This window comes from Prevotella sp. kh1p2, assembly GCF_900111525.1.
Classification (GTDB): domain Bacteria; phylum Bacteroidota; class Bacteroidia; order Bacteroidales; family Bacteroidaceae; genus Prevotella.
This window is the reverse complement of the sequence record NZ_FOHY01000006.1, coordinates 12,634-38,015: the sequence shown is the minus strand read 5'-3', so window position 1 is coordinate 38,015 and position 25,382 is coordinate 12,634. Positions and strand designations below refer to the sequence as shown.

Here is a 25,382-nt window from a genome sequence, read left to right as displayed (position 1 = left end):
GAGCTTTTCTTCTAAATTGATGATTAACATGTAATGTCAAAATGAAAAAAACAATCTTTTTCCTGCTCTTTTTCGTCAGCGCTTGTTGCATGGCGCAGGACGAAAAGGAAGCTGAAGGCGTTATCAGACGGTTCGCCGGCCGCGAGATTCCGATGCACTTGGCGCTCTCGCTGAAGCCTGTTGACGGATGCGACCAGTTCGCGACTTCGGTCAAAAACGGCAAGCTGACCATCAAAGGCAGCAGTGGCGTTGCCCTGTGCCGTGGTTTTTACGAGTACGTAAGGCAGCACAAGACCGGCCTCTGCACCTGGACGGGCAAGCGCCTCAGCCTGCCACAGCGGCTGGATGACCAGAGTACAACGAGAAAAGTATCGCCCTACAAGCACCACTATTACCTGAACGTAGTCACCTATGGCTACACCGCGCCTTACTGGGACTGGTCCCGATGGCAGGAGGAGATAGACTGGATGGCCCTGCACGGCATAGACATGCCCCTCATGCTGGTGGCCAATGAGGCCATCTACACCCGGGTGCTGAAGCGCATGGGCATGAACGAGGCCGACATCAATGCCTATTTCGTTGGCCCTGCCCATCTTCCGTGGATGCGCATGGGCAACATCAGCGGCATCGATGGCCCGCTCACGGCTTCGTGGCACAGCAACCAGATAGCGTTGGCGCACAAGATACTGGCCCGCATGCGGGCTTTGGGCATGAAGCCCATCTGCCCCGCCTTTGCCGGCTTTGTGCCGCAGGCCCTGCAGAAGCTCTATCCCAAGGCCCGGATTACGGAGACCTCATGGTCCGGTGGTGCCTTCCACAACTGGATGTTGTCAGCTGATGAGCCGCTGTTCCATGCCATGGGCAAGCTGTTTGTTGAGGAGTGGGAGAAGGAGTTTGGCAAGAACACCTACTACTTGGCCGATAGTTTCAACGAGATGCAGCTGCCTTTCGGCAAGGGAGAGGACAACGAGAAGCACCGCATGCTGGCCGATTACGGCCAGAAGATATACAGCGCCATTGCCGATGCCAACCCCCGCGCCGTGTGGGTCATACAAGGGTGGATGTTCGGCTACCAGCGCGACATCTGGGACGATGCCAGCATGCAGGCCCTCTTGAGCAAAGTGCCCGACAACCGGATGCTGATTCTCGACATGGCAGAGGACTACAACCACCATTACTGGAGAAATGGAGCCAACTGGGATTTCTTCAACGGCTTCCACAACAAGCCCTGGGTGTACAGCGTCATCCCCAACATGGGAGGCAAGACGGCCTACACCGGCGTGCTCGAGTTTTACGCCAACGGGCGTTTAAAAGCCCTCCGCTCTCCGCACAAAGGCAACCTCGTGGGCTACGGAATGGCGCCCGAGGGGCTGGAAAACAATGAGGTGATTTACGAACTCGTGGCCGACGGCGGCTGGACTGCCGGGCCCATAGACCTCAACACATGGCTGGCCGACTACAGCGAGTGCAGGTACGGCAGGCCTTGCAGCCGCCTGGGCGACTACTGGCGGGGCATGCTTGCCTCGGTCTACGGCAGCTTTACCGACCACCCACGGTACAACTGGCAGCTGCGCCCCGGCAGTAACGTAAAGGGAACCGTCTGCTTCAACGACAGCCTATTTGCCGGCATAGAGGCTTTTGCCGCAGCGGCACCGGAGCTGAACGCGTCGGCTCTTTACCAAGCCGACCTCATAGAGCTTACCGCCCTGTATGCCGGAGCCAAGATGGAGATACTCACCCGGCAGATAGCCCGGCCCTATCGCGAAGGCCACACCAGTCAGGCCGAAGCGCTGCAGCGCACCTTTACACGCGTTGCACTTACCACCGACTCGCTCCTCGACAGCCATCCCACGCTGCGCATGGACCGCTGGATAGCCTACGCCCGCAAGGCCGCCGGCGCCGACAGCACCCTGGCCGCCCAGTACGAGCGCAATGCAAGGCGCATAGTGACCGTATGGGGGCCGCCCGTAGACGACTATTCGGCCCGCATCTGGTCAGGACTCATCCGCAGCTACTACCTTCCCCGCTGGCAGCACTACTTCGAGTCGCTGCGCACAAAACAGCCTTTCGACTTCAAGACCTTTGAGTTGCAGTGGGTTGCGAGTACGCACAACTTAGGCGCCAGGCGTCCCGTAAAGGATGTAACGGCCACCTGCCGCCGCCTCATCAACGAGTGCAAGGAGATTAAAGAACCCGAGTCAAGGTAACCCAACGTGTGCTCCGCGAACTTTCGACACTTGTCGCACAATCATTCGACACCTGTCACACAATCGTGCGACAAGTGTCGAAAGTTCCATACCCCTGCCGGCTGTACCATTTAGGCATACAGCCGGTAGCCTTGGAGGCGGCTTCTGACAGCATGGAACCAATTCTTCCGCTCTGTGCGAAAACCGTTGTGACTATTTGAAATCAATGAGGAACTCCGTGAGGTTCTGGCCTTCTGCAATCCGGAGTTTCTTGCGCAGACGGTAGCGGGCACCCTCCACGCCGCGCACGGTGAGGCCGGCAAAGTGGGCGATGTCCTTGGTCGAGAGGTTGAGACGCAGCAAGGCACAGAACTTAAGGTCGGTAGAAGTGAGGGTGGGGAACTGCTTCCGCAGGTGCCGGAAGAAGTTCTTGTGTATCAGGTCGAAGTTTTCGCGATAGATGTCCCAGTAGGCGTCGGTGTCAAGATCGTCGGTAATGTGGCTGAGCATGCGCTCTATTTCCTTGTTGCCTTTAAGTCCCTTGAGCCGTTGTCCGGCCAGTTCGTGCCTGATGTCGGTCACTTGCTGCTTGTGCTTCACGGCGTCCATGGCCAGCGAGGCAATCTCGCGGCCCTTGTCCTGCAGCTGTTGCTCCAGCAGCTGCTTCTGCTGTGCCTCGATGATGCGCTGCTGTTCGGCCAGCTGGAGGTTCTTGCGCATTTGCTCGGCCTCGGTTATGTGGGCCTGACGGCGGATGATGCGCTTGGTAGACCAGCGTATGTAGAGGTAGATGAGCCCCATGAAGAGTGCCGCGTACAGCAGAAGCATGGGGATGGAGAGCAGTAGCGGGCGCGGATAGTGGAAGCGGTAGGTGAGCTGACCCAGCACTTTGCCGTTTACGTCGGCCACCTTGGCGTGGAACGTATAGCTGCCGTAGTTAAGGTCGGTGTAGACGACGGTGGGCTTCTCCGACTGCGACTGCAGGTGCAGTCCGCCTCCTTCAAGTTGAAAGAGGAAGCGTAACGGCTCGTTGTTGTAGTTGGAATAGCTGAGTTCAAGTTTCACCGTACCTTTCACGGCGGGGTTTCCGGCCGTCACGGTAACGGGAAACGGCTTGCGGTCGGCATTGAAGTATTCTGCCCGGCTCAGCAGCAGGCGGCCCTTGCGGGCGTTGGGTTGCTGCCGTGCTGTCATGTCCATGCGGCCCAGTCCGCCGTTGAGGCAGAAGTAGGCCATGTTGCCGTCAATCCTTACCTTATTCTGGTTGTCGCCACATTCGAGGCCGAAGAAGGCGGCGGGGACATAGAGCTGTCGGTGGAAAGTTGCGTTGCGGTATTCCATCAGCGTGTAACCACGGTTGGAGGAGAGCCAGAAGTGGCTGTTGTCAATCGTGGTGGCAGAGATGATACCGCGGCCGGCTACGGCGTTGAGTGCCTGGTACGGCCTCACTGTGTTGTCGCTGCCTACGAGGTAGAGTTGGCGGTCGTCGGCCAGAACCACCTCTCCCCGTATCTTCATGACATGTATCTTGCTGCCGTTGCTGCCTTTTCTCAGTGCCGGATAGTATCTCAGCGAGGTTACGCGTTTTAGGTCTCCGCTGAGTTCGATACGGTACACGCCGCTGCTCATGTGGGCTGCCCAGATAACTCCATGACTGTCTATCTCGAACTGGTTGACGGGAGCCATGAACCCGTCTACCTTGTTAACGTACTGCCATGTGTTGGATATATGCTGGTAGATGCGCAGTTCGGTATAGCTGGACTCGATGAAGAAATCCCTGTCGTTGCCCACATTGTAGCGTCTGATGCACGTGCTGCTGGTGTTGCCGCTACCGGTGAGCTTGGTGGCGGTGGTGCCGCTGATGGACTTGGTGCCGTGATTGTTTCCCACGATGAGCTGGTTGCCGAAGTTGGTAAGGTGCCAGTTCTGGCCTGCGGTGCCTGCTACGGGCGTGAGGCGGCTGTCCTTGTAGAGCACCGTGTTCTGGTTTGTGGCGATGTACATCATGCCGGGCAGGGGGTAGATGTCGTAGACCATGCCGAGCGAAGTGCCCGCTCCGGTGAGCAGGGCATAAGGGGCGCCGCTGTGGATGAGGGCGATACCCACGTCGAGTGCGGCCCACACGTTGTTGTCGTGGTCGCAGAAGAGGCCGAGAACCGTATTGTTGTGCAGCTGGTTGTGCGTGTTGTAGTGCCATTTCAGCCTGCCCTGCGGGCTGAATCCGTAGATGCCGTCGAGGATGGTGCCCACCACGATGGTGCCGTCGTGCGTGATAACGGCGCGGTTGGCCTGTGCCTGTCGCAGCTGGTCGTCGGCTTCCGTGTGCAGGGGTTGCAGCCGGCGGCCGTCGTAAGTGAACAGACCGTGGAACTCGGTGCACAGCAGCATGGTGCCGTTCTGCCAAGGCAGGGCCGCCACCACATCGTCATTGCCCGTCATCCTCCGGTCTAACAGCTTGACGTAGCGGTCTCCGCTGACCCTGAAAAAGCCGTCGTCCACCAGTTGTGCGTACACTCCGCTGCCCACGTTAAAGAAGTACAGCGGCAGCACATCGGGCCGGTAGTGTACACGCACGCTGCGGCCGTCGTACTCAAACCATGAACAGAACGACTGGAAAAGTATTCTCCCGTCGGCCGTCCGCAGGATATTCCAAATCTCGTCGTTATGCGGCTTGTAGCCTTTCACCATCTTCCACAGCGATGTGTACTGAAGTCGGCCGAAGTTGTTGCGCTCATAGTAGCCGAATTCCTGATAGGCCCCCACGTACAGTCTGCGCCCCACGGCCAGCAGCGAGCGGACGATGGGCTTGCCCGGAAGCCGGCTGCACTCCCAGCTGTAGCCGTCGAAGCTGAGCACTCCTACGTTGTTGCCGAAGTGCATCAGGCCGTCATTATCCTGTGTGATGCCCCAGTTCTGCAGGCCGCCGTCATAGTCGAGGGATGAGAAGTTGGTGATAACCGGAACAAAGTCGCTTGCCTTTGTGCCGGCAAGCGCCATCAGGCACAGCAGGGTGATGTAGATTCGGTTACGCATAAGAGGTGTTGCTTGAATATACAAAAATAGGTATTTTCCGTTAAAACACCAAATTTTTGCTTCTTCTGCATTGGCATTGGTACCGAAAAAGTTATTTTTCATGCGGTTCGCTGGCAGGAATACGTGGTATGAGAGGGCGCCTGCCTATGTCCCTGCAGCATTCTGTCGGGCTCCCGGAAGTATGCTCCGGGAACTTTCGACACTTGTCGCACGATTATGCGACAGGTGTCGAACTATCATTTGACAAGTGTCGAAAGTTCCCGATGCCGTCAGGCAGCATCCGGAAATCACTTCTGTGGCTGCCTGCAGGCAGTGGTTTGGGGATTTACGGACAGCGTACTGATGCTCTGTAGTAGCAGACAAAACTATTATTGAGGCTGGATTCTGCCCCGGGTGCACACGTCTGTAAAGGGTTAAACAGATACATTCTGTGTATCTGCAGTAAACTGTAAACCAGATTGTTACAAATGAAATCGTAGTAAAATCGTAGTAAACAACCTTTACAACGTAATGTAATCGTAGCCGTTTGTTTTGCGTGCGCGTGCGTTTCATTTAATTTTGTAGTCGATATAATTTACCCAACCTAATGACACAATGAAGAAAATAGTTTTGTTTTTCCTTCTCATTCTGTGTGCCCAAGCGGGTCTTGCACAGAATCAGACAATTAAAGGTACGGTGGTCGACGCGGCCAACTTACCCGTTATCGGTGCTACCGTCATGGTGGAAGGCTCAAGTAAGGGAGCCGTGACCGACCTGGACGGCAATTTCACCATCGGCGACGTACCGGCTGGAGCCAAAATCTCCGTTACCTATGTGGGCATGAAAACCCAGACGCTGGCGGCCTCTCCGCAGATGGAAATCAAGCTGGAGGACGACTCGCAGATGCTGGACCAAGTGGTGGTGATAGGCTACGGCTCGGCCAAGGCCAAGGATCTCACCTCGCCCATCGCCGTCATTAAGGGCGACGAGCTGCTCAGCACGCCGTCGTCATCACCCATGGCAGCCATGCAGGGCAAGGTGGCAGGCGTGAACGTGGTTAACAGCGGCGCGCCTGGTGCCGGCCCTACGGTGAAGATTCGCGGCAATGGCTCGTTCGCAAACTCCACTCCGCTGTATGTTGTCGACGGCATGTTCTACGACAACATCAACTTCCTGAACAGCAGCGACATTGAAGACATGAGCGTGCTCAAGGATGCCTCGGCTGCCGCTATCTACGGCGTGCGGGCTGCCAACGGCGTAGTCATCATCACGACAAAGAAAGGCGTGCGCAATCAAGATGCCAAGATAACCTACGACGGCTATGTAGGCGTGCAGAAAGCCACCAATGTACTGAAGATGGCCAACTCTGCCCAGTACGCACAGATGCTGATGGAGGCCGGCTTCGACACGTATTCTCCCTATGCCATTGCCAGCATCGACCGCTTCGGCGGAAGCCATGCCGATGCCGACTTCCACAACTGGACCTACGGCAGCGATACCGACTGGTACAAGGAACTGCTGCGCGACGCCGTCATCACCAACCATAGCGTAGGCATCAGCGGCGGCAGTGAACGGGCTACCTATTCGCTGGGTACGAGTTATCTGTACCAGAACGGTATCATGGATGTTGACAACGACTTCAAGCGACTCAACTTCCGTGCCGCCGTAGACTACGACGCCACGAAGTGGCTCAAGGTGGGCTTTAACGGCATCTTTACCAGTGCACAGCAGCAGTTTGCCAACAATGCGGCTTGGCAGCAGGCCTTCAACGCACCTGGACTCTATCCCGTGTTCGATGCCAACAATGGACAGGCCGACCCGGTGAAGTACGCTGCCCCCTCTTCAGTAGGCTATACCAACAACTTCTTCAATCCCGTGGCCACGGCGAACTACTACGACAGCGATACCAATACAAAGCAATACAATACCAACTTCTACGCTAAGTTCCAGCTGCTGCCCGAGAAGTTGAGCCTGCGTACAAGCATCAGCTACAACCACTCCACACTGGAATCGCGCACGTTTACGCCCAAATACTTTGTAAGTACGCAGCAACAAACCACTACCACGGCGCTCAGCAAGAGCATGACAACCTACAACAACTCCATCTGGGACAACACGCTGCAGTACAACGACACCTTCGGCGACCACACCTTCGGTGCCATGTTGGGCTTCTCCATGCGCGAGGAAAACTACCGCTATCTCGTTGGAGCACGCTCGAACGTGCCCGGAGGAAAGGACGAGTACAAGTATCTGAACCTTGGTGACGAGGATTCGGACTCCAACGGCGACGGTGGTACCACTTACCGGGGCTTGAGCTACTTTGCCCGACTGAACTACAACTACAAGGACAAGTACATGCTGATGCTCACCATGCGTGCCGACGGCTCGTCGAAATATCAGGAGCACTGGGGCTATTTTCCGTCAGTAGGCGCCGCCTGGGTGGTTACCGAGGAACCGTTTATGAAGAATCAGCATGCCATCAACTACCTGAAACTGCGCGCAAGCTGGGGCAAGCTGGGCAATGACCATGTGGCCGCGAGCGACGGTTTTGCATCCATCACTACCGGCAATGGCGCTTCGGGCGTTTTCGGCAACTCCACCTATCCCGGCTATCAGAATACTTCGTACTTCAGTTGGCTGAAATGGGAGCTTGTAGACGAACTGAACGCAGGCTTTAACCTGGCCACTTTCAGAAGCCGGTTGAACATTGACGCCGACTATTTCCACCGCATGACGAAGAATGCGGTCATCAGTCCGCGCCTGCCCTTCAGCAACGATGTGCTGGCCGGCAACTACGGCAAGATTCTCAATCAGGGCTTCGACGTATCGGCAACGTGGACCGACCGCCTCGGTGCCGACTTCAAATATCACGTCGGTGCCAACCTCTCTTTCCTCTGGAACGAGGTGAAGAGCCTCAGCGGAAGCAGCTTCATTCAGGGCGGAAAAACCGTGAATTGGGTAGGACATGAGATGAACTCATTCTACGGATACAAGGTGGCAGGCATCTACCAGACGCCCGAAGAAGTGGCAGCCGACCCTGTGGCCGTGGCCAACGGTCTGGAACCGGGTGACTTCCGCTATGCAGATGTGAGCGGCGACGGTACCATCGACGGCAACGACCGCACCACCTTGGGTTCCTACATGCCCAACTTCACCTACGGGGTGAACCTTGGGTTCGAGTACAGGAACTTCGACTTCGAACTGACAACCTACGGACAAACGGGTGCACAGATGTATAACCGCAAGCGTGCCCTGCGCTATGCTTCGAGCCTCTACAACTTCGACGCCGACCAGTATCTGGACCGTTGGACCGGAGCAGGCTCCACCAACAGCAATCCTTCGGCCAAGGCACTCACCAAAGGGTGGAATGTGAGCGACCAGCGCGTGAATTCCTACTTTGTTGAGAGCGCTGACTTCTTCCGCATTCAGAACGTAACGTTAGGCTATTCGTTCAGGAACATCAAGTTCGGTGCCTACACGCTGCCTTCCGTTCGCCTGAGTCTGACGGCCGACAGACCGCTGACCGTGTTCTCGGCTCACGCCTTCACGCCCGAAATCAGCGACTCAGAAGGCTGGGATACCGAAGTTTATCCGCTCACGGCAACCTATACCTTCGGCGTTCAGATACAATTCTAACCACTTAATTATCTATCGAAATGAAACTGATAAAATATTTTTCAATCCTCGCCCTCGCAACTCTTACCTTTGCTTCATGTGGCGACTATCTTGATAAAGACCCCGAGGACAGCGTTCCCGAGACCAGTGTGGACTTTACAAACCTGGACAATCTCTATCAGCCCGTATCGGGTGTATATGCTAAAGTGCGCACGGGAGCCATGCACTGGGTTATCTGGCCGCTCTCCATCGTCCGCGATGACGACATGTGGTCGGGGCGTACCGACGACCAGCAGCTGCTCGTTGACTTTGGTAACTACAAGTACGACAACTCCTTCTGGGGGCTCAACGAAATGTGGAACCAGTATTACGGCATCATCAAGGTGGCCAATGCAGCACTCAGCTCGCTCGACAGCTATGCCGAGAACATGACCACCGAGAGCCAGCGAACTGCCTATCGCTCCTACTGCGGAGAGGTACGCACGCTGCGGGCCTATGCCTACTATCGGCTGATTCAGGCTTTCGGGCCTGTCACCATCCTGCGTGACAACAACCAGACTGACCTCACCCGCTCCACCATCGACGTGGTTTACCGGTACATGTTGGAAGACTTGAGCTACGCAATGGAGAACTGTCCGCGCCTGCGTCCCAACGAGATGGAGCATCAGGGGGCTGTTACGGCCTTCACGGCCGAGCACCTTGCCGCCAAAATTTACCTCAACCAAGGCAACTACGGACAAGTGAAGACTCTGACCGACGATATCATCAACAGCGGCAAATTCCAACTCTATGCCGATTACTACGAACTCTTCAAGATACCAGGGAAGCTCTGCAACGAGAGTCTCTTTGAATGTCAGAGCACCGACTTCGGTACCGGGTCGGGCGATATGGTGGATGTAGACCAGTGGTTTGTATTCCAGAATCCCGGAAGTATGGGCGGTTGGAACTTTATAAGATTCTATCCAGAGTTTGAAAAGTGGGCCGAGAATCGCGGCGAAACCGTGCGTTTGGAAACTACTTTCCTGCAGGGAGGCGGAACCGTTACCCGTGGAGGCGACAACATCACCGACGGTACGAAGACCGACTTCTATGATGGCAAGAACTATACACCGAAGAGTGAAATCACGCCTGGACGTGAATGGAAGGCCGGAGCAGGCAACAATGTGCGTATCCTGCGCTATGCCGATGTGCTGCTGATGAACGCCGAGGCCAAGGTTCGCCTGGGAGAGAATGGCGATGTGCCCTTTAACTTGGTGCGGGCACGTGCCCACATGCCTGCCATAACAGGCGTTACGGCGGCCCAGATTATGGACGAACGCCGCATAGAGCTGGCCGGCGAGTGGGGTGAACGCTACAACGACCTGCTGCGTACCGGTCAACTTGCCACCGTGCTTGGCAGCAAAGGCTGGAGTGAGGATAAGACTTACTACCCGCTTCCGTTCCAGCAACTGAGCGATGTTCCCGAACTTAAGAACGCTCCTGTCAATGAATAGACTATGGCTCACGGCAGCCGTCACGACCGGATACATCCTTTCGGTTTCGGCCTCTCCTGCTTCGGCAGGATTTGTCGGGACCGGGGATGATACCGTTAAGGTGGTGAAAGGGCAGGTGAGCGATTACTACATATCCGTGAACAATGCGTACGAGGTGACCGGCCGCGTGACCGACGACAGCGGCAAGCCACTCGAAGGGGCTACAGTGATGTACTTCGCCTCTCCCGTTCATTGCAATACGGACGCCGACGGGCGTTATTCGCTCAAGTCGACCGATGGCGACCTGCATCTGTATGTATGGTATCCCGGTATGGAATTTGCTCATGTCTATCGCTCGAAAGAGCAACGGCAGGCAGACATCGTAATGCAGCAAGCCGGCAAGTTGGTAGCAGTGCTGCCCCGACAGGCAGCTCAGAGAACGCAGTGGTTCGACCCCGCCCGCCTCGAAACAGCCACTTACTGCAATCCCCTGAACATTAGCTACAACTACGAACCCTACAACGACAACGTACGCCGTGGCGGTTGTTTCCGCTCATCGGCCGACCCCATGGCCTTGATGTACAAAGGGCAGTATCTTCTTTTTTCCACCAATCAGGGCGGCTATCATTATTCGCACAACCTGAGCGACTGGAATTTCCAGCCGGCCTCGTTCCAGCGCCGCCCAACGGACGACGACCAATGCGCCCCGGCGGCATTCGTCAGCGGCGATACCTTATATTATACAGGCTCCACTTACGAAGGTTTGCCCATTTGGTTTACCACCCATCCCGAGCAGGGAAGGTGGCGTCAGGCGGTGGGCCGCAATACGTTGCCGTCGTGGGATCCCTGTCTTTTTCTCGATGATGACGGCCGGCTGTATCTCTACTACGGCAGTAGCAACGAGTATCCGCTCAAGGCCGTAGAGCTGAGTCGACAGAGTTTTGCCCCCATCAGCAAGATTCACGACGTGCTGATGCTGCATCCCGAGCAGCACGGATGGGAACGCTTTGGCATGAACAACGATGATGAGGTTACCCTGAAGCCCTTTACCGAGGGGGCTTATATGACCAAGCATGGTGGCAAATACTATCTGCAATACGGCGCGCCGGGTACGGAATTCAAGGTTTATGCCGACGGTGTGTATGTAAGCAACCGCCCGCTGGGTCCCTTTACCTACCAGCAACACAACCCCATGAGCTACAAGCCGGGCGGCTTTGTGCAGGGAGTGGGGCACGGGGGAACCTTCAGCGACCGCCACGGGCAATACTGGCATGTGGGCACCTGCATGCTTTCGCTCAAGTATAAGTTCGAGCGCCGCATCGGCCTCTACCCCGTCTACTTCGATGCCGACGGCGTGATGTGGAGCAACACCGCTTTCGGCGACTATCCGCAACGCAATGCCGACTACACCGGCCCCGACCGTTTTACGGGATGGATGCTGCTCTCCTATGGCAAGAAGGTGGAAGTTTCGTCAACCGATACGCTGTCGGCAGCAAACCTGTCGGATGAGAATATCCGTACCTACTGGAGTGCCCGGACGGGCAATGCGGGCGAATGGGCACTGATGGACTTGGGAGGCGAGCGCGAGGTAAGGGCCATCCAGCTGAATTTCTACGACCATAATACCCTGCAAACCAACCGTGCCAACGATACCTACTACCAGTACCGGATTCTGGCAAGCAGTGATGGAGAAACGTGGACGCTGGCCGTAGACCGCAGTGACAACGACCGCGACATGCCCCATGACTATGTAGAGCTACTGCAGCCCTTGCGCACCCGCTATCTGAAAGTGGTAAACCTGCACGTGCCGGGCAATGGAAAATTCTGCCTGTCGGACATCCGCGTGTTCGGCCATGCCGACGTGGAAAAGCCTGAACCCGTACGGGAATTCAGCGTGAAGCGCAGCCGCAGCGATGCCCGCAACGCCCTCATCAGCTGGAAACCCAGCCGCAATGCCTATGGTTATAACATTCTCTATGGCACGGCTCCCGGCAAACTCTACCATTGCATTACTGTAAACGGAGCCACCTCCTACGATTTCCGCGGCATGGACCGCGGCACCAGCTACTATTTTACCATCGAGGCGCTTGGCGAATCGGGCGTTTCGGCCAAATCCAAAATCATCAAGCAATGAGCAACAACCTCTTTTATTCCATGCTGGCAGCCCTGCTGCTGTCAATCAGCTCGTGCTCGGCCGGCGAGAAATCAACCGTTCCCACGTCTCCGGGAGAGGGTGGCAGCGGTGGCACATCGGCCGTGGTACCGGGCCGCCCGTCCACCTTCGGCAGTGACGACGAGCTGCTGGACTACATCCAGAAGGTAAGTTTGAACTACATGTGGGACGGCGCCGAACCCACCTCGGGCCTCGCTCCAGAGCGCATCCATCTGGACGGCAACTATCCGTCGGCCGACAAGGACGTCGTTACCATCGGCGGAAGCGGCTTCGGTATTGCCGGCCTTCTCGTGGGCATCGACCGCGGCTTCATAGGCCGCTCGGAAGGAGTGGCACGCCTAACCAAGATAGTTGACTATCTGGCCCGGGCCGACCGCTTCCACGGTGCGTGGCCTCACTGGCTTCATGGCCCTACGGGCAAGGTGAAACCCTTCGGCGAGAAGGACGACGGAGGCGACCTTGTGGAGAGCTCGTTCCTCATGGAGAGCCTGCTCTACGTGCGCCAGTATTTCAGAGAGGGCAATGAGGCAGAGCGGAACCTTGCGGCAAAGATTGACCAGCTGTGGCGCGAGATGGAGTTCGACTGGTACACGCGCGGCGGCCAGCACGTCATCTACTGGCACTGGTCACCCGGCAACGGGTGGGTGATGAACTTCCCTCTCGAAGGCTACAACGAGTGCATGATAGTCTATATTCTTGCCGCCGCTTCTCCCACTCACAGTGTGCCGGCTGAGTGCTACCATGAGGGTTGGGCCCGCAGCGGCCGCATCAAGAGCAATGCTGCCCCTTATAACCACCCGCTGGAGGTGGCTCACAACGGGGCGGAGGCCACGGGCGGCCCCTTGTTCTGGGCCCATTATTCCTGGATAGGGCTCGACCCGCGCCACCTGCACGACCAATATGCCAACTGGTGGAACGTGGTGCGCAACCACGCCTTGAGCAATTATGACTACTGCGTGGCCAACCCCAAGGGCTACAAAGGCTACGGCAAGCAGTGCTGGGGCCTGACGGCCAGCTATTCCGTAGGTGGCTATTCGGCCCATGCTCCCAACAACGACCTGGGCGTCATTACGCCCACGGCAGCACTGTCGTCGTTCCCCTACACGCCGAAGGAGTCGATGGAGGCTCTGAAAGGCTTCTGGAACAAGGGGCAATGGATATGGGGCAAGTACGGTTTCTACGATGCTTTCTCCGAACAGGCCAACTGGACGGAACCCCATTATCTGGCCATCGACCAGTGCACCATCGCCCCCATGATAGAGAACTACCGTACGGGGCTGCTCTGGAAACTCTTCATGAGTTGTCCCGAAATACAACAGGGGCTCACGAAACTGGGCTTCACGTGGCAATAGACTGTGCAGCTTCGGGAGGCTGTACGTTACCTCTTGGAACTTTCGACAAGTGTCGCACAATCATTCGACACCTGTCACACAATCGTGCGACAAGTGTCGAAAGTTCCCGGAGCATACTTACGGGCAGCCCGATGCGGCGATGCGGTGAGGGCGCAGCAGGTCTTCAAGCCGTGGCTCGTGCAGCAACCGTAGCGCGGAATGATGAAGAAACTTAATCAAACAACAAGAAATATGAAACTGAAAAATATCATGGGCACCCTCGCCTTTGCCGCTGTGGCGGCGTTGCCGGCAACGATGCAGGCCCAGAGTGGCGACGCCCGGATGGATAAGTTCATTGATGGGCTGATGGGCAAGATGACTTTGGAAGAGAAGTTAGGACAGCTGAACCTGCCCGTTACGGGCGATATCGTGACCGGACAGGCCAAGAGCAGCGACGTGGCCGGCAAGATTCGCAGCGGACAGGTGGGCGGGCTTTTCAACCTGAAGGGTGTCGACAAGATTCGCGAAGTGCAGAAAATAGCCGTTGAGCAGAGCCGGCTCAAGATTCCGTTGCTGTTCGGCATGGACGTCATTCACGGCTACGAGACGGTGTTCCCCATCCCCCTGGCGCTCTCCATGAGCTGGGATATGGACGCTATCGAGCGTTCCGCCCGCGTTGCTGCTGTGGAGGCAAGCGCCGACGGCATCTGTTGGACCTTCTCGCCGATGGTGGACATCTGCCGTGATGCACGCTGGGGGCGCATGTCGGAGGGCAATGGAGAAGACCCGTATCTGGGTTCGCGGATAGCCGAGGCAATGGTGCGCGGCTATCAGGGCACCAACCTCGCCGACCCATCTACCGTGATGGCTTGCGTCAAACACTTCGCCCTGTACGGCGGAGCAGAGGCCGGGCGCGACTACAACACCGTAGACATGAGCCGGTGGCGCATGTTCAACTATTACTTCCCGCCCTACAAGGCGGCTGCCGAGGCCGGAGCGGGCAGCTTCATGACCTCGTTCAATGTGGTAGACGGCATTCCCGCCACGGGCAACCGGTGGCTGCTCACGGATGTGCTGCGCCGCATGTGGGGCTTCAAGGGCTTTGTGGTGACCGACTATACGGCCATAGCAGAGATGACGGCCCACGGCATGGGCGACCTGCAACAGGTGTCGGCACTGGCACTGAACGCCGGAACGGACATGGACATGGTGGCCGACGGCTTCGTTGGTACGCTGGCACAGTCGCTCCGCGAGGGCAAAGTCAGCATGGAGAGCATAGATGCAGCCTGCCGCCGCATACTCGAGGCCAAGTACAAACTCGGTCTGTTCAGCGACCCGTACAGGTATCTGGACCCGAAGCGGGCCAAGACCGAAATCTATACCGACGCTCATCGTGCCGAAGCCCGGCGAACGGCTGCGGAGACCTTCGTGCTGCTGAAGAACGACGGACGGCTGCTGCCCCTGCAGCGTAAGGGCCGCATAGCCCTCATTGGGCCGCTGGGCAACACGCCGGCCAACATGCCCGGAACCTGGAGTGTGGCTGCCGACGCCGCCAAGTACAAGTCGCTCTATCAGGCCATGAAGGACGCCGTAGGCGATAAGGCCACCGTTACCTACGCCAAGGGCAGCAACATCTGCTACGACGAACGCCTGGAGGCCAACGGTTCTATGTTCGGTCGGGAAATCCGCGACGGCCGTTCGGACAAGGAACTGCTTGACGAGGCGCTGCGCACAGCGGCACAGGCCGACGTCATTGTGGCTGCTATTGGCGAGACATCCGAATTCAGCGGCGAGTCGAGCAGCCGCTCCGACCTCTCTCTGTTCGATGCACAGAAAGACCTGCTCACGGCTCTCAGGCAGACGGGTAAGCCCATCGTGCTGGTCAACTTCTCCGGTCGGGCAACCGTCATGACATGGGAGGCCGAGAACTTTGCAGCCATCCTGAACGTGTGGTTCGGCGGTTCAGAGGCCGGCGACGCCATCTGCGACGTGCTCTTCGGCGACAAGTCGCCCTCGGGCAGGCTTACTGTCAGCATGCCGAAGTCGGTGGGTCAGCTCCCGCTCTACTACAATCACCTGAACACGGGGCGGCCGCTGGAGAAAGGAAAGTGGTTTACCAAGTTCCGCAGCAACTATCTCGACGTAGACAACGAGCCGCTCTTCCCCTTCGGTTATGGCTTGAGCTACACCACCTTCGGCTACGGGCCACTCTCACTCAGCAATGCTTCCATGACGGCCGAGGGCACCATCAGGGCCAGCGTAACCGTGACCAACACGGGCAACTGCGATGCCGACGAGGTTGTGCAGCTGTACATCCGCGACATGGTAGGTTCCGTCTCGCGGCCTGTGCAGGAGCTCCGCGACTTCCGTCGCATCAGTCTGAAGAAGGGCGAGAGCAAGACCGTGAGCTTCACCATCAACGCCGAGAAGCTGAAGTTCTATAACAACGAGTTGCAATACGTCTGCGAGCCGGGCGAATTTCAGGTAATGGTAGGCCCTAACAGCCGCGACGTGCAGGTGCAGTCGTTCACGCTCAAAGACTGATGAAAATGTGGGTAGCGCAGTTGGCGATGAACTGCAAAAAGATTGGAGTTATGCTTCAAGGCTGTTGAAGTTATGCTTCAGCGCGCTTAAAAGCATGAGGAAGAGCCTCTAAAGAAAAGAACCCCGGGAGTTGCATAATCAAACAACTCCCGGGGTTCACTTCATTTTAGGCACCTCCTCTTTCGTTCATTAAGAGTAGCGTATCATTTTATTTATAAATCTTAATCTCCGATAACATGTCATAGTTATCTGCAGTTATTTCGATCTTTATGTAACGTGCTGATAGAGGTTTTAAAGTTGAATAGTTATTCCATAGCGTTTTTTCTATGAGAAGATCTCCAGAAAGTTCTTTCCAATTTGTGTTGTCATCACTGCCATAGAAAGCTACAGAATTAGGATAATAGAATCCATATCTATCGGTAGCTAATTGCAAGCCCATGATATCTTCTTCCTTTCCCATATCTACAATGATTGTATTGACACCAGCTCTAAGATAGATGCCAGTATTCCCATTTCCATCAATAAGTCTTGAAAGATTTCCAGAAGCAGCAGCCGGGGTCAATGTTACTTTCCAATCAGTTGTAGGTATCACCGTGCCGGTTGGTTCAGTTGTAGAAGGAGCCAAATAAATATCCATCACCTTGACGGGAATGAGCACTTCTCCATTTACAAGATTGTGCTTGACGCCTTTTTCATCATAGTAGATTGCACGCATTGGCAATACATACTCGCCAAGGGCCGTAAACTTTTCTGGGTTAGAAAACGTTGCTGAAAGTTCCAGTGAAGTTTTACCTTCGCAGTCTACGGCCGTAGCAGTGCTGATTCCTTCAGGAGCCAACTGAGTCTTACCATCACTCTTAAATAGAGAGTTATCACGTTCGAGCCCAATTTTTCCTTTATACCCAAACTCTGCCGGTGTAGTAAGTTTTACCGTAACGGTGGTTGCACCTGCATAAATACTGGGATTACCCAAAGATGCAACGATACCTGCTCCGTCATATTTTATAGTCCAAAGGTCTTTTGGCGTAATTACAACATAAGCATAATCTTTTCTTATAATCTCCGGACTACTCAATTCTGGTCCTACCGGTGCAATCTTAATAGGAACAACCGTAGGCTTTAATATTTTAGACAGGCCTTTAACAGTAACAGGCACGTCAAAATTAGAAGACTCTGTGCCTATCTCAATAACTCCATCATCCTTGAATTCCACTTGTTCTTCGGTTGCCACCTCGTAATCTTTATAGGCGGTTTCCAGCAAAGGAGCATCGGTAGCCAGAGTTACTTGCACCTTGCTTGTACTTGTTAAGTTGCGGGTGAGAATCGCATTAAACGTAAATTCTTTGGAGTCTTCGCTCAAAAGTAAATCGCCAACAAAGCTGCTCGTGTGTTCTACCAAGTTTGTTGAGAAATACACTAAGTTGTCGCGAGGGTCGCTTCCGCTGAAATATCCCTTTACGTCATACTCACCGTCGTAATTATAGTCATGGCTGCATGAGGCTAAGGAAGAGGCCGTAAGTGCTAACACTATGAAATAAATATGTTTTTTCATCATTGTTTCTATTTAATCGTTATTCGGGAAACTTTTGATCTATCCATTTAATCTTGCTCTGATCATACTCTATTACTTCTTGTTCTGGCGCATAAGTATGAATAACATGCGGATTTTTGCAAATATCCTTCACACCATATTCCTTTGTCAATGGCGCGTAGAACAGCAGATCAGGATTCTCCGGGTTCTCAATATAGAGGTTGTCCAGTATTTGGAAAGCAGACTGCGCCTTGTTATAAAGACGAATCTCACGTACCAACCCCTTGAATGCACCCCAACTCATATTCATTTTTGAGAAAGTTTCTACTTTTGGTACGTCGAACTCATTGTCCAATATACCATTGATGTAGCACTTTACATGCTGGCGATTGTACACCCATGCTACGTGATACCACTTTTTTGGCTGTAGCTTTGTCTTGGCAAAAGCCTTCGGATCATCAGTCTCTCCTACTTTCATCTGTAAACCACCGTCCCTTGTAATACGTGAGTAGAAGTCGGGAGAAAGTACAGACTGATTATCAAAGTTGCTGTCAATATTCATTCCGTACGACAAAGTCCACTCCTGTAAGTCTTGGAAAGCCGGCGTAAAGTTCACCTTTAAGTAGAACCCATCCTGACGCATTACGGTTGTATTGAGCACACGGTCGATCGCGAATATCTTGGTAGCGCTCGATGCCAGGATGTTAGACCCCTCGGCAGCCACCAGTTTTACGGGAATTGCATATTTCACCGCTGCGCTCAATTCGTTGTCAAGTGGCTTGATGGTCACATCAACCGCACCATTAGAAACTTCATTGGCGCCTATGGTCAATGTCTCTTTTGACAAAGAGTAATACTTTGCCGGCAACATCTGATAAGCCGTTCCATTCGCTTCATTGTAGGCAGCCAGCACCTGTTCGTCTATAGCAAACTTAACATTAACGTCACCACTGAGCAGATTGGCAGCTCGAGCTGTCAACGTACCATGACCTCCATTTTCATTTACCATAATCTTTGTTACCGGTGACTCTGCGGCTCCATCGATGTAAACAGCATTGGGCAGATCGTTCTCTTCGTTCACCTTATCATAATCAACATTGGCGCACGACCATGCGAAGCAGGTTAAAGAAGCTATTCCTAAAGTTTGAAATATATGTTTCATTACAATCTCATTTTAAGGTGTTATTTTACAGCAGGGTTCATGATTTGGATACCTTGGCGTAGGTACTTGTAAATAGGATTTGCCGCATAGTCTTTCTCCATGTGGTAACTTCCTATACCTGCTTTGTGGGCTCCATTGGGTTCCCACATAGCCATACCGATATAAGAAGGGACACTCTGTCCATCACGAGTCTTATGGGTAACACCACCTGTGCCAGAATAAGCCTCAAAGTTTTCTGTAACAATTATCTTCTTAGCCACTTCCTCAAAGGTTTGTTTTGTTTTAAACTTTCCAAACACTCTATTGAGTCTACTATCAAGGTCACTATAACTGGTGCTACTATATGCCTGCAATATGTAATAATTGAAATACAAGGCCATTTCAGCGGAGAACCATTCGGGCTGCCCGTCAACTACCAACCACTTCTTGCGGCCTGCTTCAGTCTCGGCCATCGGGCCAATGCGCTTACCCATCGTGCGGACAAAGAGATTCATGCGATCATTTTGCCACATTTCTTTATTAGTTTGGAACGGTTGGGGAACTGTAGGCTCCGCATCCAAGTCGTAACCATCGAGGGCATACTTATCAATGGTATCACAAATTGCGTTCGCATATTTTACGATGGCCTTGCTGATGGCTTCTTCATCACCATCAACCCAGCCCCAATAAGCATGGTTATAATCTGCCCACGATTCTCCCTTGTCTTTGGAAGACTGGGGCTGTGCAGGAGTTATGTTTTTACCGATTTCAAATAGCAAGCTACAAGCCAGCACACGCAATCCCTTTTCTTCCTTGGTTCGTTTCAGGTCGGCCAGCATAGCTGGTGTCAAGCTGATAAAACCATCCCAAAGAGACACAACGTCTGTACTGTCGGGCAGACTATAAAGGCAGCGTGAAGCAGGGCTTTCTCCCGTCCAACCGCCAAACCAGCCAAAGGTCAGTTGATGTTCGGTTTGTTTATAAGCACGAAGGTTCGCCAAGTAATTCTTGTGTGCTATTGACAATGTCGAGTCGGCATCGACCAGCAATTTATCTATATTCTTGTTTTCCACTTCAGTCCAATCGCTGCATCCTACACTCAGCAAGGCCATCAGCAGAAAACTGAAAATAACATACTTTTTCATATAAGTTTGGTCTTTAAATTATTTGTTAGCCTTCTTGTCCCACCACAGGCGTGTAGCACCGTTATCGGCTCCGCCGAGCAGCTGAACAGCCTTAGTAATGTTATCGAGGTTTTTTGTGTATTCATCATTAGAGTAAGGAATGCGTGTTGGACGGTTATCTCCATTCACATCGCAATCGGTAGATACCGATACAGCCTTGAAGATACGAGGATAGCCTGTGCGACGGAATTCAGACCAAGCCTCTTGCCCGTCAGGATAAATAGCCAGATACTTCTGCGTGATAATGCGCTCTAAACTCTTCTCGAAGTTACCATCCTGCCACTTGATTGTTATATCAGACGGCGCATCGGCATTATACTGCGAGTTGATAGGGTCAACGAAGTTGGCTGGTTTGGCCGTAGCGTTAGCAGCATAAGTTGTAGCCGCGCCTGCGCTCAAACCATTTTCCTCGAACGAAGCAGAGATTCCCTTCTCGTAAAAAGTCTTAGCGTCATTGGCATCTCCCATGTTCCAGCCGCGCAATGAACCTTCAGCACGGAGGAAATAAACTTCCGAAGCCCTGATGATATACACCGGAGTTTCGTCCTCAACTTTCAATAACGAAATTTTCTCTCTGTCAAGATAGGCCGTAGTACTCGGTAAATTGGTACGCAAACCATAATAGTCAGAAACATTGTTTATAGTTCCTTTCTGGAAATAAGCGCCCAAACGCGGATCGTTGTAACCCTTCATGTAAGAAGCAATTTCTGCTCCCATGCGGGCATCGTTGTAGCTTCCATTAATGATAACCAATGGATTTTTCAGCGAAACACCCGCACCCTTGCACAGTGTGGCACCATCACCCACTGCCTCGATTACACCATTTGGATTACTAATGGCCTTCTCGGCATACTCCTTGGCCAAAGCCTCGTTGGCATAAACCACCCGCATGGCTAGACGTAGCATGAGCGAATTGGCAAACTTGCACCATTTTACATAATCACCCTCATAGATGATGTCGTATTTCGGGAATACATCGTGAGCTTCTCTGTTCAATGTCTGCACCGCTTCATCCAGCTCCTTGAGCATGGCTTTGTAGACATCTTCCTGCGAATCATACTCTGCCAGCGCCGTACCCTCAATGCCTGCTTTAGAATAAGGAATGGGGCCGAAGGTGTCGGTTGCCTTATGTACAGCGGCAACCTTGATGATCTGGGCCACTGCGAAGCCTGCTGGGTCATCGGTGGTACGCTTTTTCATGTCAAGCCAGTTGCGATATGCATTTCCGGCCATCACATTATAAGTGTACTGACTCCATGGTTTCAACGCGTAAGTTGGGAATCCTCTGCCTACCCACTTGTTCTGCGAAGGAGCCATATAGCCCATCCAACAAGCACCACCGAGGGTGTAAGGAATCTGGTAATCGTTCACATAACCTGTGCCTGATGAGCCTACAGGGAAGATACTCATCTCGAAGGCCGTGGCAAAACCACCCACATTCAGGTTATCCATTTTCAGTTCTTCCTCCGTAGGCTGACGGTGGTCGCGATTGATATCGGCAAAGTCAGTCTGGCAAGAGGTCAGCACGGTGGCAGACATAGCCGCCATGCAAAGTATTTGATTGATTTTATTTTTCATAAAAGCCTTGTTGTTTAGAATTGAAGTCTCAAACTAAAACCGATATTACGCAAGCTCGGAGCGCTGAAATAGTCGCTTCCCTGACCATAAGTACCAGTAGACGCTGCAATCTCAGGATCGAACGGAGCTTTGTTGTAAATCATCCAGAGGTTGTTGGCGATGACACCTACCGTAATGCTGGGCCAGCCCTGGCCGAGCCATGTCTTAGGCAACGTGTAGTTGAGGCTTACATTTTGCAAACGAACATTTGTTGCATTGTAATAGTAATAAGCCATCAGCTGCTGGTTGGCTACTACCTCATAATACTTCTGAGGATCAACTTTTAATCCACCAGCTACCTCTACATAACCACGGTCACGAGCCTCTGCAGAAGCCTTAGAAACACCGAACTGGTCGAGTACAGCCTGTGTGGCAGAAGTCACAACGCCACCGAAGCGGGCATTGATGAGGAACGAGAGATTTAGTCCTTTCCAGGAAATACTGTTTCTCCAGCCCATGGTAAAGTCGGGATTGGTATTGCCAATCTTTATGCGCTCGCCCTTTGGAAGGTCCATAGAGGCCAAGCTACCATCGGGACCTACGGCAATCGCGCCAGTAGCATCACGCTTCAGTACCTTTGTGACATACACATCACCCATACTGTCGCCTTCACGGATAAATCCACCACCGGCCGTAGTCTCTGTAAAGTTGATAATCTGTCCGTCAACTCCAGTGTCATAGTTGTGTACCAATTTCTTAACCTTATTAACGTTGCGGCTGTAAACCAGTCTTGAATCAAACTCAATCTGCCCCACCTTGTCGCCGTAACCTAATGACATTTCGATACCAGAGTTGGCGATGTCACCGGCTTGAATGTACATGCCCGAATAAGGAGCTGTAGCTGAAAGCTCGGCCAAGAAGGTCTGGTTATAGGTATTGGAGTGATACCATGTGAGGTCAAAATTCAAGCGACTTTCAAACATGCGCAGGTTCAAACCAATTTCATAAGAACGTGTACGTTCTGCCTTGAAATCAAAGAAAGGCATGATTGTGCGGGTAGCAGGAACACCGTTGGTGATAGGGTAGGTCAACGTGCCACGTGTCACGCCGCGATAACGGTCGGGAATAGGCGAACCTACCTCGGTGCAAGAGCCTCTCACTTTCATGAATGAAATAACTTCGGGCAGTTTCACCATCTTGGATATAATGGCTGAAAGGCCTACAGAAGGATAGAAGAACGATGGCTCTTTGGCATTAACCAGCAATGAACTCCAGTCGTTACGTCCGGTCATGGTAAGATAAACCATGTCTTTCCAAGAAAGTTCGGCACTGGCAAAGATAGCTGTGCCACGCTTGCGGAACTCTGAATCGCTGGGAATAGCTTTCTCAGGGTCAAGTGCTGCAGAAGAGAAGAGGTTGGGTACCTTCAGGATAGGGCCGCCGAAGCCTACTGAACTTGAACGATAGTCCTCTAAGCTTGCACCGGCATTGGCAGTCAGACGATAGTCCTGTCCGAAGCTCTTGTCAATATTGAACATTATGTCCATATAGGTTTGCTGGTCGGAACCTTGCGAATGATTGTAGATACCATTACCATAAGTGCCCGCATACAGAATTCCCGTACCGCTGGCGTGGAGCCTGCTCTCGGCCTCGGTGTAAGTATTGTCGACACGCACACGGCCTGTAACGTTGAGCCAAGGCAGAATGTCGTATTTCAAGCTACCCATTAACATATAGCGCTTACGCTTAGTTGGGGTCAGCATGTCGTTAACAATGAAATAGGGGTTCTGCAACTGCATGCCTTGATCGCCGTAAGGCCAGTACTGAACGGCAAACTTGCGGGCGGCATCGTAGCGCTTATACAGCTGAACGGCCGACCAGTCCTCTCCACGGGGGAACAGGTATACTGCCGGCAATGGGTTGTAATACTCACCCGGACGATACATGTTGTCGGTATTCTGAATGATGTAGCTGCCGCTGACGTCAAGATGCAGCTTATCATTAAGGAAGTCGCTGGTATTGCGGGCCGTAAAGTTATAACGGTTGTAGGCGTTGTTCTCCAAGATGCCCGTGGCATTGGTGCTGGCCACAGACACGTAAGTCTTGTTGGTCTTGGTACCTGTCGTGAGGGTCACGGAGTTAATATAGCTGTGGCCCGTGTTGAAAAAGTCTTTGGGATTGAAGCCGGAAGAGCTGGCCATACGGTCGCCCCAACTCTCAAAAGAGCCAGGCTTATTGCCGTAAGTATTCTGAAATTCGGGCATGATAAACGGATCAGAGAACTCCATGCTACTCGAAACAGCTACGCTCACCTTTCCCTCAGCGCCCCGCTTGGTGTTGATCATGATAACACCGTTGGCAGCGGCCGAACCGTAGAGGGCGGCTGCCGAAGGGCCTGTTAGCACGTTGATACTCTCAATGTCGTCGGGGTTGATATCGGCAATACCTTCGCTGCTGGGCTGGCTTGAATATCTTCCACCGCCGATGTCGCCACCATTCTTGTTGAACATGGGCACACCGTCGATTACATAAAGTACGTTGTTGCCACCGGTGATGGATTTTGTACCACGCATTATCACACGAGTAGGACCTCCCACACCCGTTGTTGAGGCGTTGATGTTTACACCGGCCACGGCACCGTTGAGGCTATTGATAAAGTTCACATTCTTGACGCTGGTGAGCTCTTCGCCCGATACCTTCTGCACGTTGTAGCTCAGTGCTTTCTCCGAGCGCTTGATGCCCAGAGCCGTTACCACCACGTCGCTAAGCGTGTGGCTCTCCTCCTGCATCACGAGGTCAATCTTGGCGCGGCCTTGCTGGGCTACTTCCTGCGTGCCGTAGCCTATGTACGAGTACACGAGGGTGGGATTGGCCACCTCTGTGGTGAAGCTGTAGTGCCCGTCGACGTCGGTCACGGCACCGTGCGAGGTACCCTTCACCATCACGCTCACACCAATCAACGGCTCGCCGGAGGCATCGGTCACGGTGCCCTCAATGGTGTGCTGATCCGTTTTCTGCTGCTGTTGCTGGGGTTTGGGGGTAGCCGAACCGGCGCCACTCTTGGAGAGATAGACCACATTGTCTACAATCCGGTAATCGATACCCGTCCCTGCGAAGAGCTTGTCGAGCACGTTTTTCAGCGGTTCGTTTTTGGCCTGCACCCCGTTTACCTCTACTTTGGCCAGTGCGTCGTTGTAGAAGAAGCGGTACTTGGACTTCGATTTGAGTTGCTTAATCACAGTTTCAAGCTTGGTGCGCTTTGTCGAGAGGTTCACCTGAGCTCCTGTCTGCTGCAGTGGGATGCAGAAGAGGAAGAGTACCAGCAGAGCCTTGCATAGCGTCAAGCTGTGTTCATAGCGTTGCTTGTCCATGGTTGGAAATGATAAGTTGTTTTTAGTTATTAAATTTAAAAACCAGGTTAGCTGATTTATAATCATAACAAACCAACTGCATAAATTACGTATTCAGCAGTTGTTTTTTTTGTCTACAGGTCCTGAACTGCACCAAATTGTGGCTTGATTGCCGATATAAGTACACTCGCCGGGCCGATATGCCGTGCCTGAAAAGGATGATTTGCTTTGCCGAATATGTTAAACAATATAAAATTCAGACACTTTTGACTCCTTGTTATGCAAA

Annotated in this window: 12 protein-coding genes; 6 read left to right on the top strand and 6 right to left on the bottom strand. The window is 53.3% G+C overall.

The genetic code is table 11. From position 1 onward, the window contains the following. The first annotated feature begins 41 nt into the window (after positions 1-41). Positions 42-2,207, top strand: a complete 2,166-nt coding sequence (locus tag BMW31_RS04865) for an alpha-N-acetylglucosaminidase (protein ID WP_091821895.1) — start codon at positions 42-44, stop codon at positions 2,205-2,207. A 192-nt stretch (positions 2,208-2,399) separates the two neighbouring features. On the opposite strand, the gene BMW31_RS04860 is transcribed toward BMW31_RS04865, so the two are convergent. Beyond that, a complete protein-coding gene (locus BMW31_RS04860) occupies positions 2,400-5,219 on the bottom strand; it encodes a helix-turn-helix and ligand-binding sensor domain-containing protein (RefSeq protein WP_091821893.1) in 2,820 nt (939 codons plus the stop codon). A gap of 594 nt (positions 5,220-5,813) precedes the next feature. Here BMW31_RS04860 and BMW31_RS04855 point away from each other — a divergent pair. From BMW31_RS04855 to bglX, 5 genes are all read left to right on the top strand, one after another. Further along, positions 5,814-8,834 carry a SusC/RagA family TonB-linked outer membrane protein gene (locus BMW31_RS04855; RefSeq protein WP_091821892.1) on the top strand — a complete coding sequence of 1,007 codons (3,021 nt, stop codon included), beginning with the start codon at positions 5,814-5,816 and terminating at the stop codon, positions 8,832-8,834. Positions 8,835-8,854: 20 nt separating this feature from the next. Next, positions 8,855-10,306, top strand: a complete 1,452-nt coding sequence (locus BMW31_RS04850; protein WP_091821891.1) for a RagB/SusD family nutrient uptake outer membrane protein — start codon at positions 8,855-8,857, stop codon at positions 10,304-10,306. Further along, positions 10,299-12,419 (top strand): family 43 glycosylhydrolase, encoded by a 2,121-nt coding sequence (locus BMW31_RS04845; RefSeq protein WP_091821890.1) that lies wholly within the window; start codon positions 10,299-10,301, stop codon positions 12,417-12,419. The genes BMW31_RS04850 and BMW31_RS04845 overlap by 8 nt, the downstream gene beginning before the upstream one ends. Continuing rightward, entirely contained in the window at positions 12,416-13,810 is a 1,395-nt protein-coding gene (locus BMW31_RS04840) for a glucoamylase family protein (protein ID WP_255404825.1), read from the top strand. The genes BMW31_RS04845 and BMW31_RS04840 overlap by 4 nt, the downstream gene beginning before the upstream one ends. Positions 13,811-14,041: 231 nt before the next feature. After that, positions 14,042-16,333, top strand: a complete 2,292-nt coding sequence (gene bglX / locus BMW31_RS04835) for a beta-glucosidase BglX (protein ID WP_091822112.1) — start codon at positions 14,042-14,044, stop codon at positions 16,331-16,333. 208 nt (positions 16,334-16,541) lie between these two features. Here the strand turns inward: bglX and BMW31_RS04830 are convergent, their stop codons facing one another. From BMW31_RS04830 to BMW31_RS04810, 5 genes are read right to left on the bottom strand one after another with little or no spacing between them, the layout of a single operon-like run. Continuing rightward, a complete protein-coding gene (locus BMW31_RS04830; RefSeq protein ID WP_091821889.1) occupies positions 16,542-17,888 on the bottom strand; it encodes a discoidin domain-containing protein in 1,347 nt (448 codons plus the stop codon). A gap of 16 nt (positions 17,889-17,904) precedes the next feature. Beyond that, on the bottom strand, positions 17,905-19,026 hold the full coding sequence (locus BMW31_RS04825) for a DUF1735 and LamG domain-containing protein (protein ID WP_177166272.1): 1,122 nt from the start codon (positions 19,024-19,026) through the stop codon (positions 17,905-17,907). Between the two features lie 20 nt (positions 19,027-19,046). Then, positions 19,047-20,150 (bottom strand): glycoside hydrolase family 18, encoded by a 1,104-nt coding sequence (locus BMW31_RS04820; protein ID WP_091821887.1) that lies wholly within the window; start codon positions 20,148-20,150, stop codon positions 19,047-19,049. 18 nt (positions 20,151-20,168) lie between these two features. Beyond that, a complete protein-coding gene (locus BMW31_RS04815; protein ID WP_091821878.1) occupies positions 20,169-21,767 on the bottom strand; it encodes a SusD/RagB family nutrient-binding outer membrane lipoprotein in 1,599 nt (532 codons plus the stop codon). Between the two features lie 14 nt (positions 21,768-21,781). After that, positions 21,782-25,117 carry a SusC/RagA family TonB-linked outer membrane protein gene (locus BMW31_RS04810; protein WP_255404824.1) on the bottom strand — a complete coding sequence of 1,112 codons (3,336 nt, stop codon included), beginning with the start codon at positions 25,115-25,117 and terminating at the stop codon, positions 21,782-21,784. Between the last annotated feature and the right edge of the window lie 265 nt (positions 25,118-25,382).

Coding starts and splice junctions, on each gene's coding strand:
- BMW31_RS04845 (WP_091821890.1), top strand. CDS start 10,299: ATGAATAGACTATGGCTCACGGCAGCCGTCACGACCGGATACATCCTT.
- BMW31_RS04840 (WP_255404825.1), top strand. CDS start 12,416: ATGAGCAACAACCTCTTTTATTCCATGCTGGCAGCCCTGCTGCTGTCA.
- BMW31_RS04865 (WP_091821895.1), top strand. CDS start 42: ATGAAAAAAACAATCTTTTTCCTGCTCTTTTTCGTCAGCGCTTGTTGC.
- BMW31_RS04855 (WP_091821892.1), top strand. CDS start 5,814: ATGAAGAAAATAGTTTTGTTTTTCCTTCTCATTCTGTGTGCCCAAGCG.
- BMW31_RS04850 (WP_091821891.1), top strand. CDS start 8,855: ATGAAACTGATAAAATATTTTTCAATCCTCGCCCTCGCAACTCTTACC.
- BMW31_RS04825 (WP_177166272.1), bottom strand. CDS start 19,026: ATGAAACATATATTTCAAACTTTAGGAATAGCTTCTTTAACCTGCTTC.
- bglX (WP_091822112.1), top strand. CDS start 14,042: ATGAAACTGAAAAATATCATGGGCACCCTCGCCTTTGCCGCTGTGGCG.
- BMW31_RS04830 (WP_091821889.1), bottom strand. CDS start 17,888: ATGATGAAAAAACATATTTATTTCATAGTGTTAGCACTTACGGCCTCT.
- BMW31_RS04860 (WP_091821893.1), bottom strand. CDS start 5,219: ATGCGTAACCGAATCTACATCACCCTGCTGTGCCTGATGGCGCTTGCC.
- BMW31_RS04815 (WP_091821878.1), bottom strand. CDS start 21,767: ATGAAAAATAAAATCAATCAAATACTTTGCATGGCGGCTATGTCTGCC.
- BMW31_RS04820 (WP_091821887.1), bottom strand. CDS start 20,150: ATGAAAAAGTATGTTATTTTCAGTTTTCTGCTGATGGCCTTGCTGAGT.
- BMW31_RS04810 (WP_255404824.1), bottom strand. CDS start 25,117: ATGGACAAGCAACGCTATGAACACAGCTTGACGCTATGCAAGGCTCTG.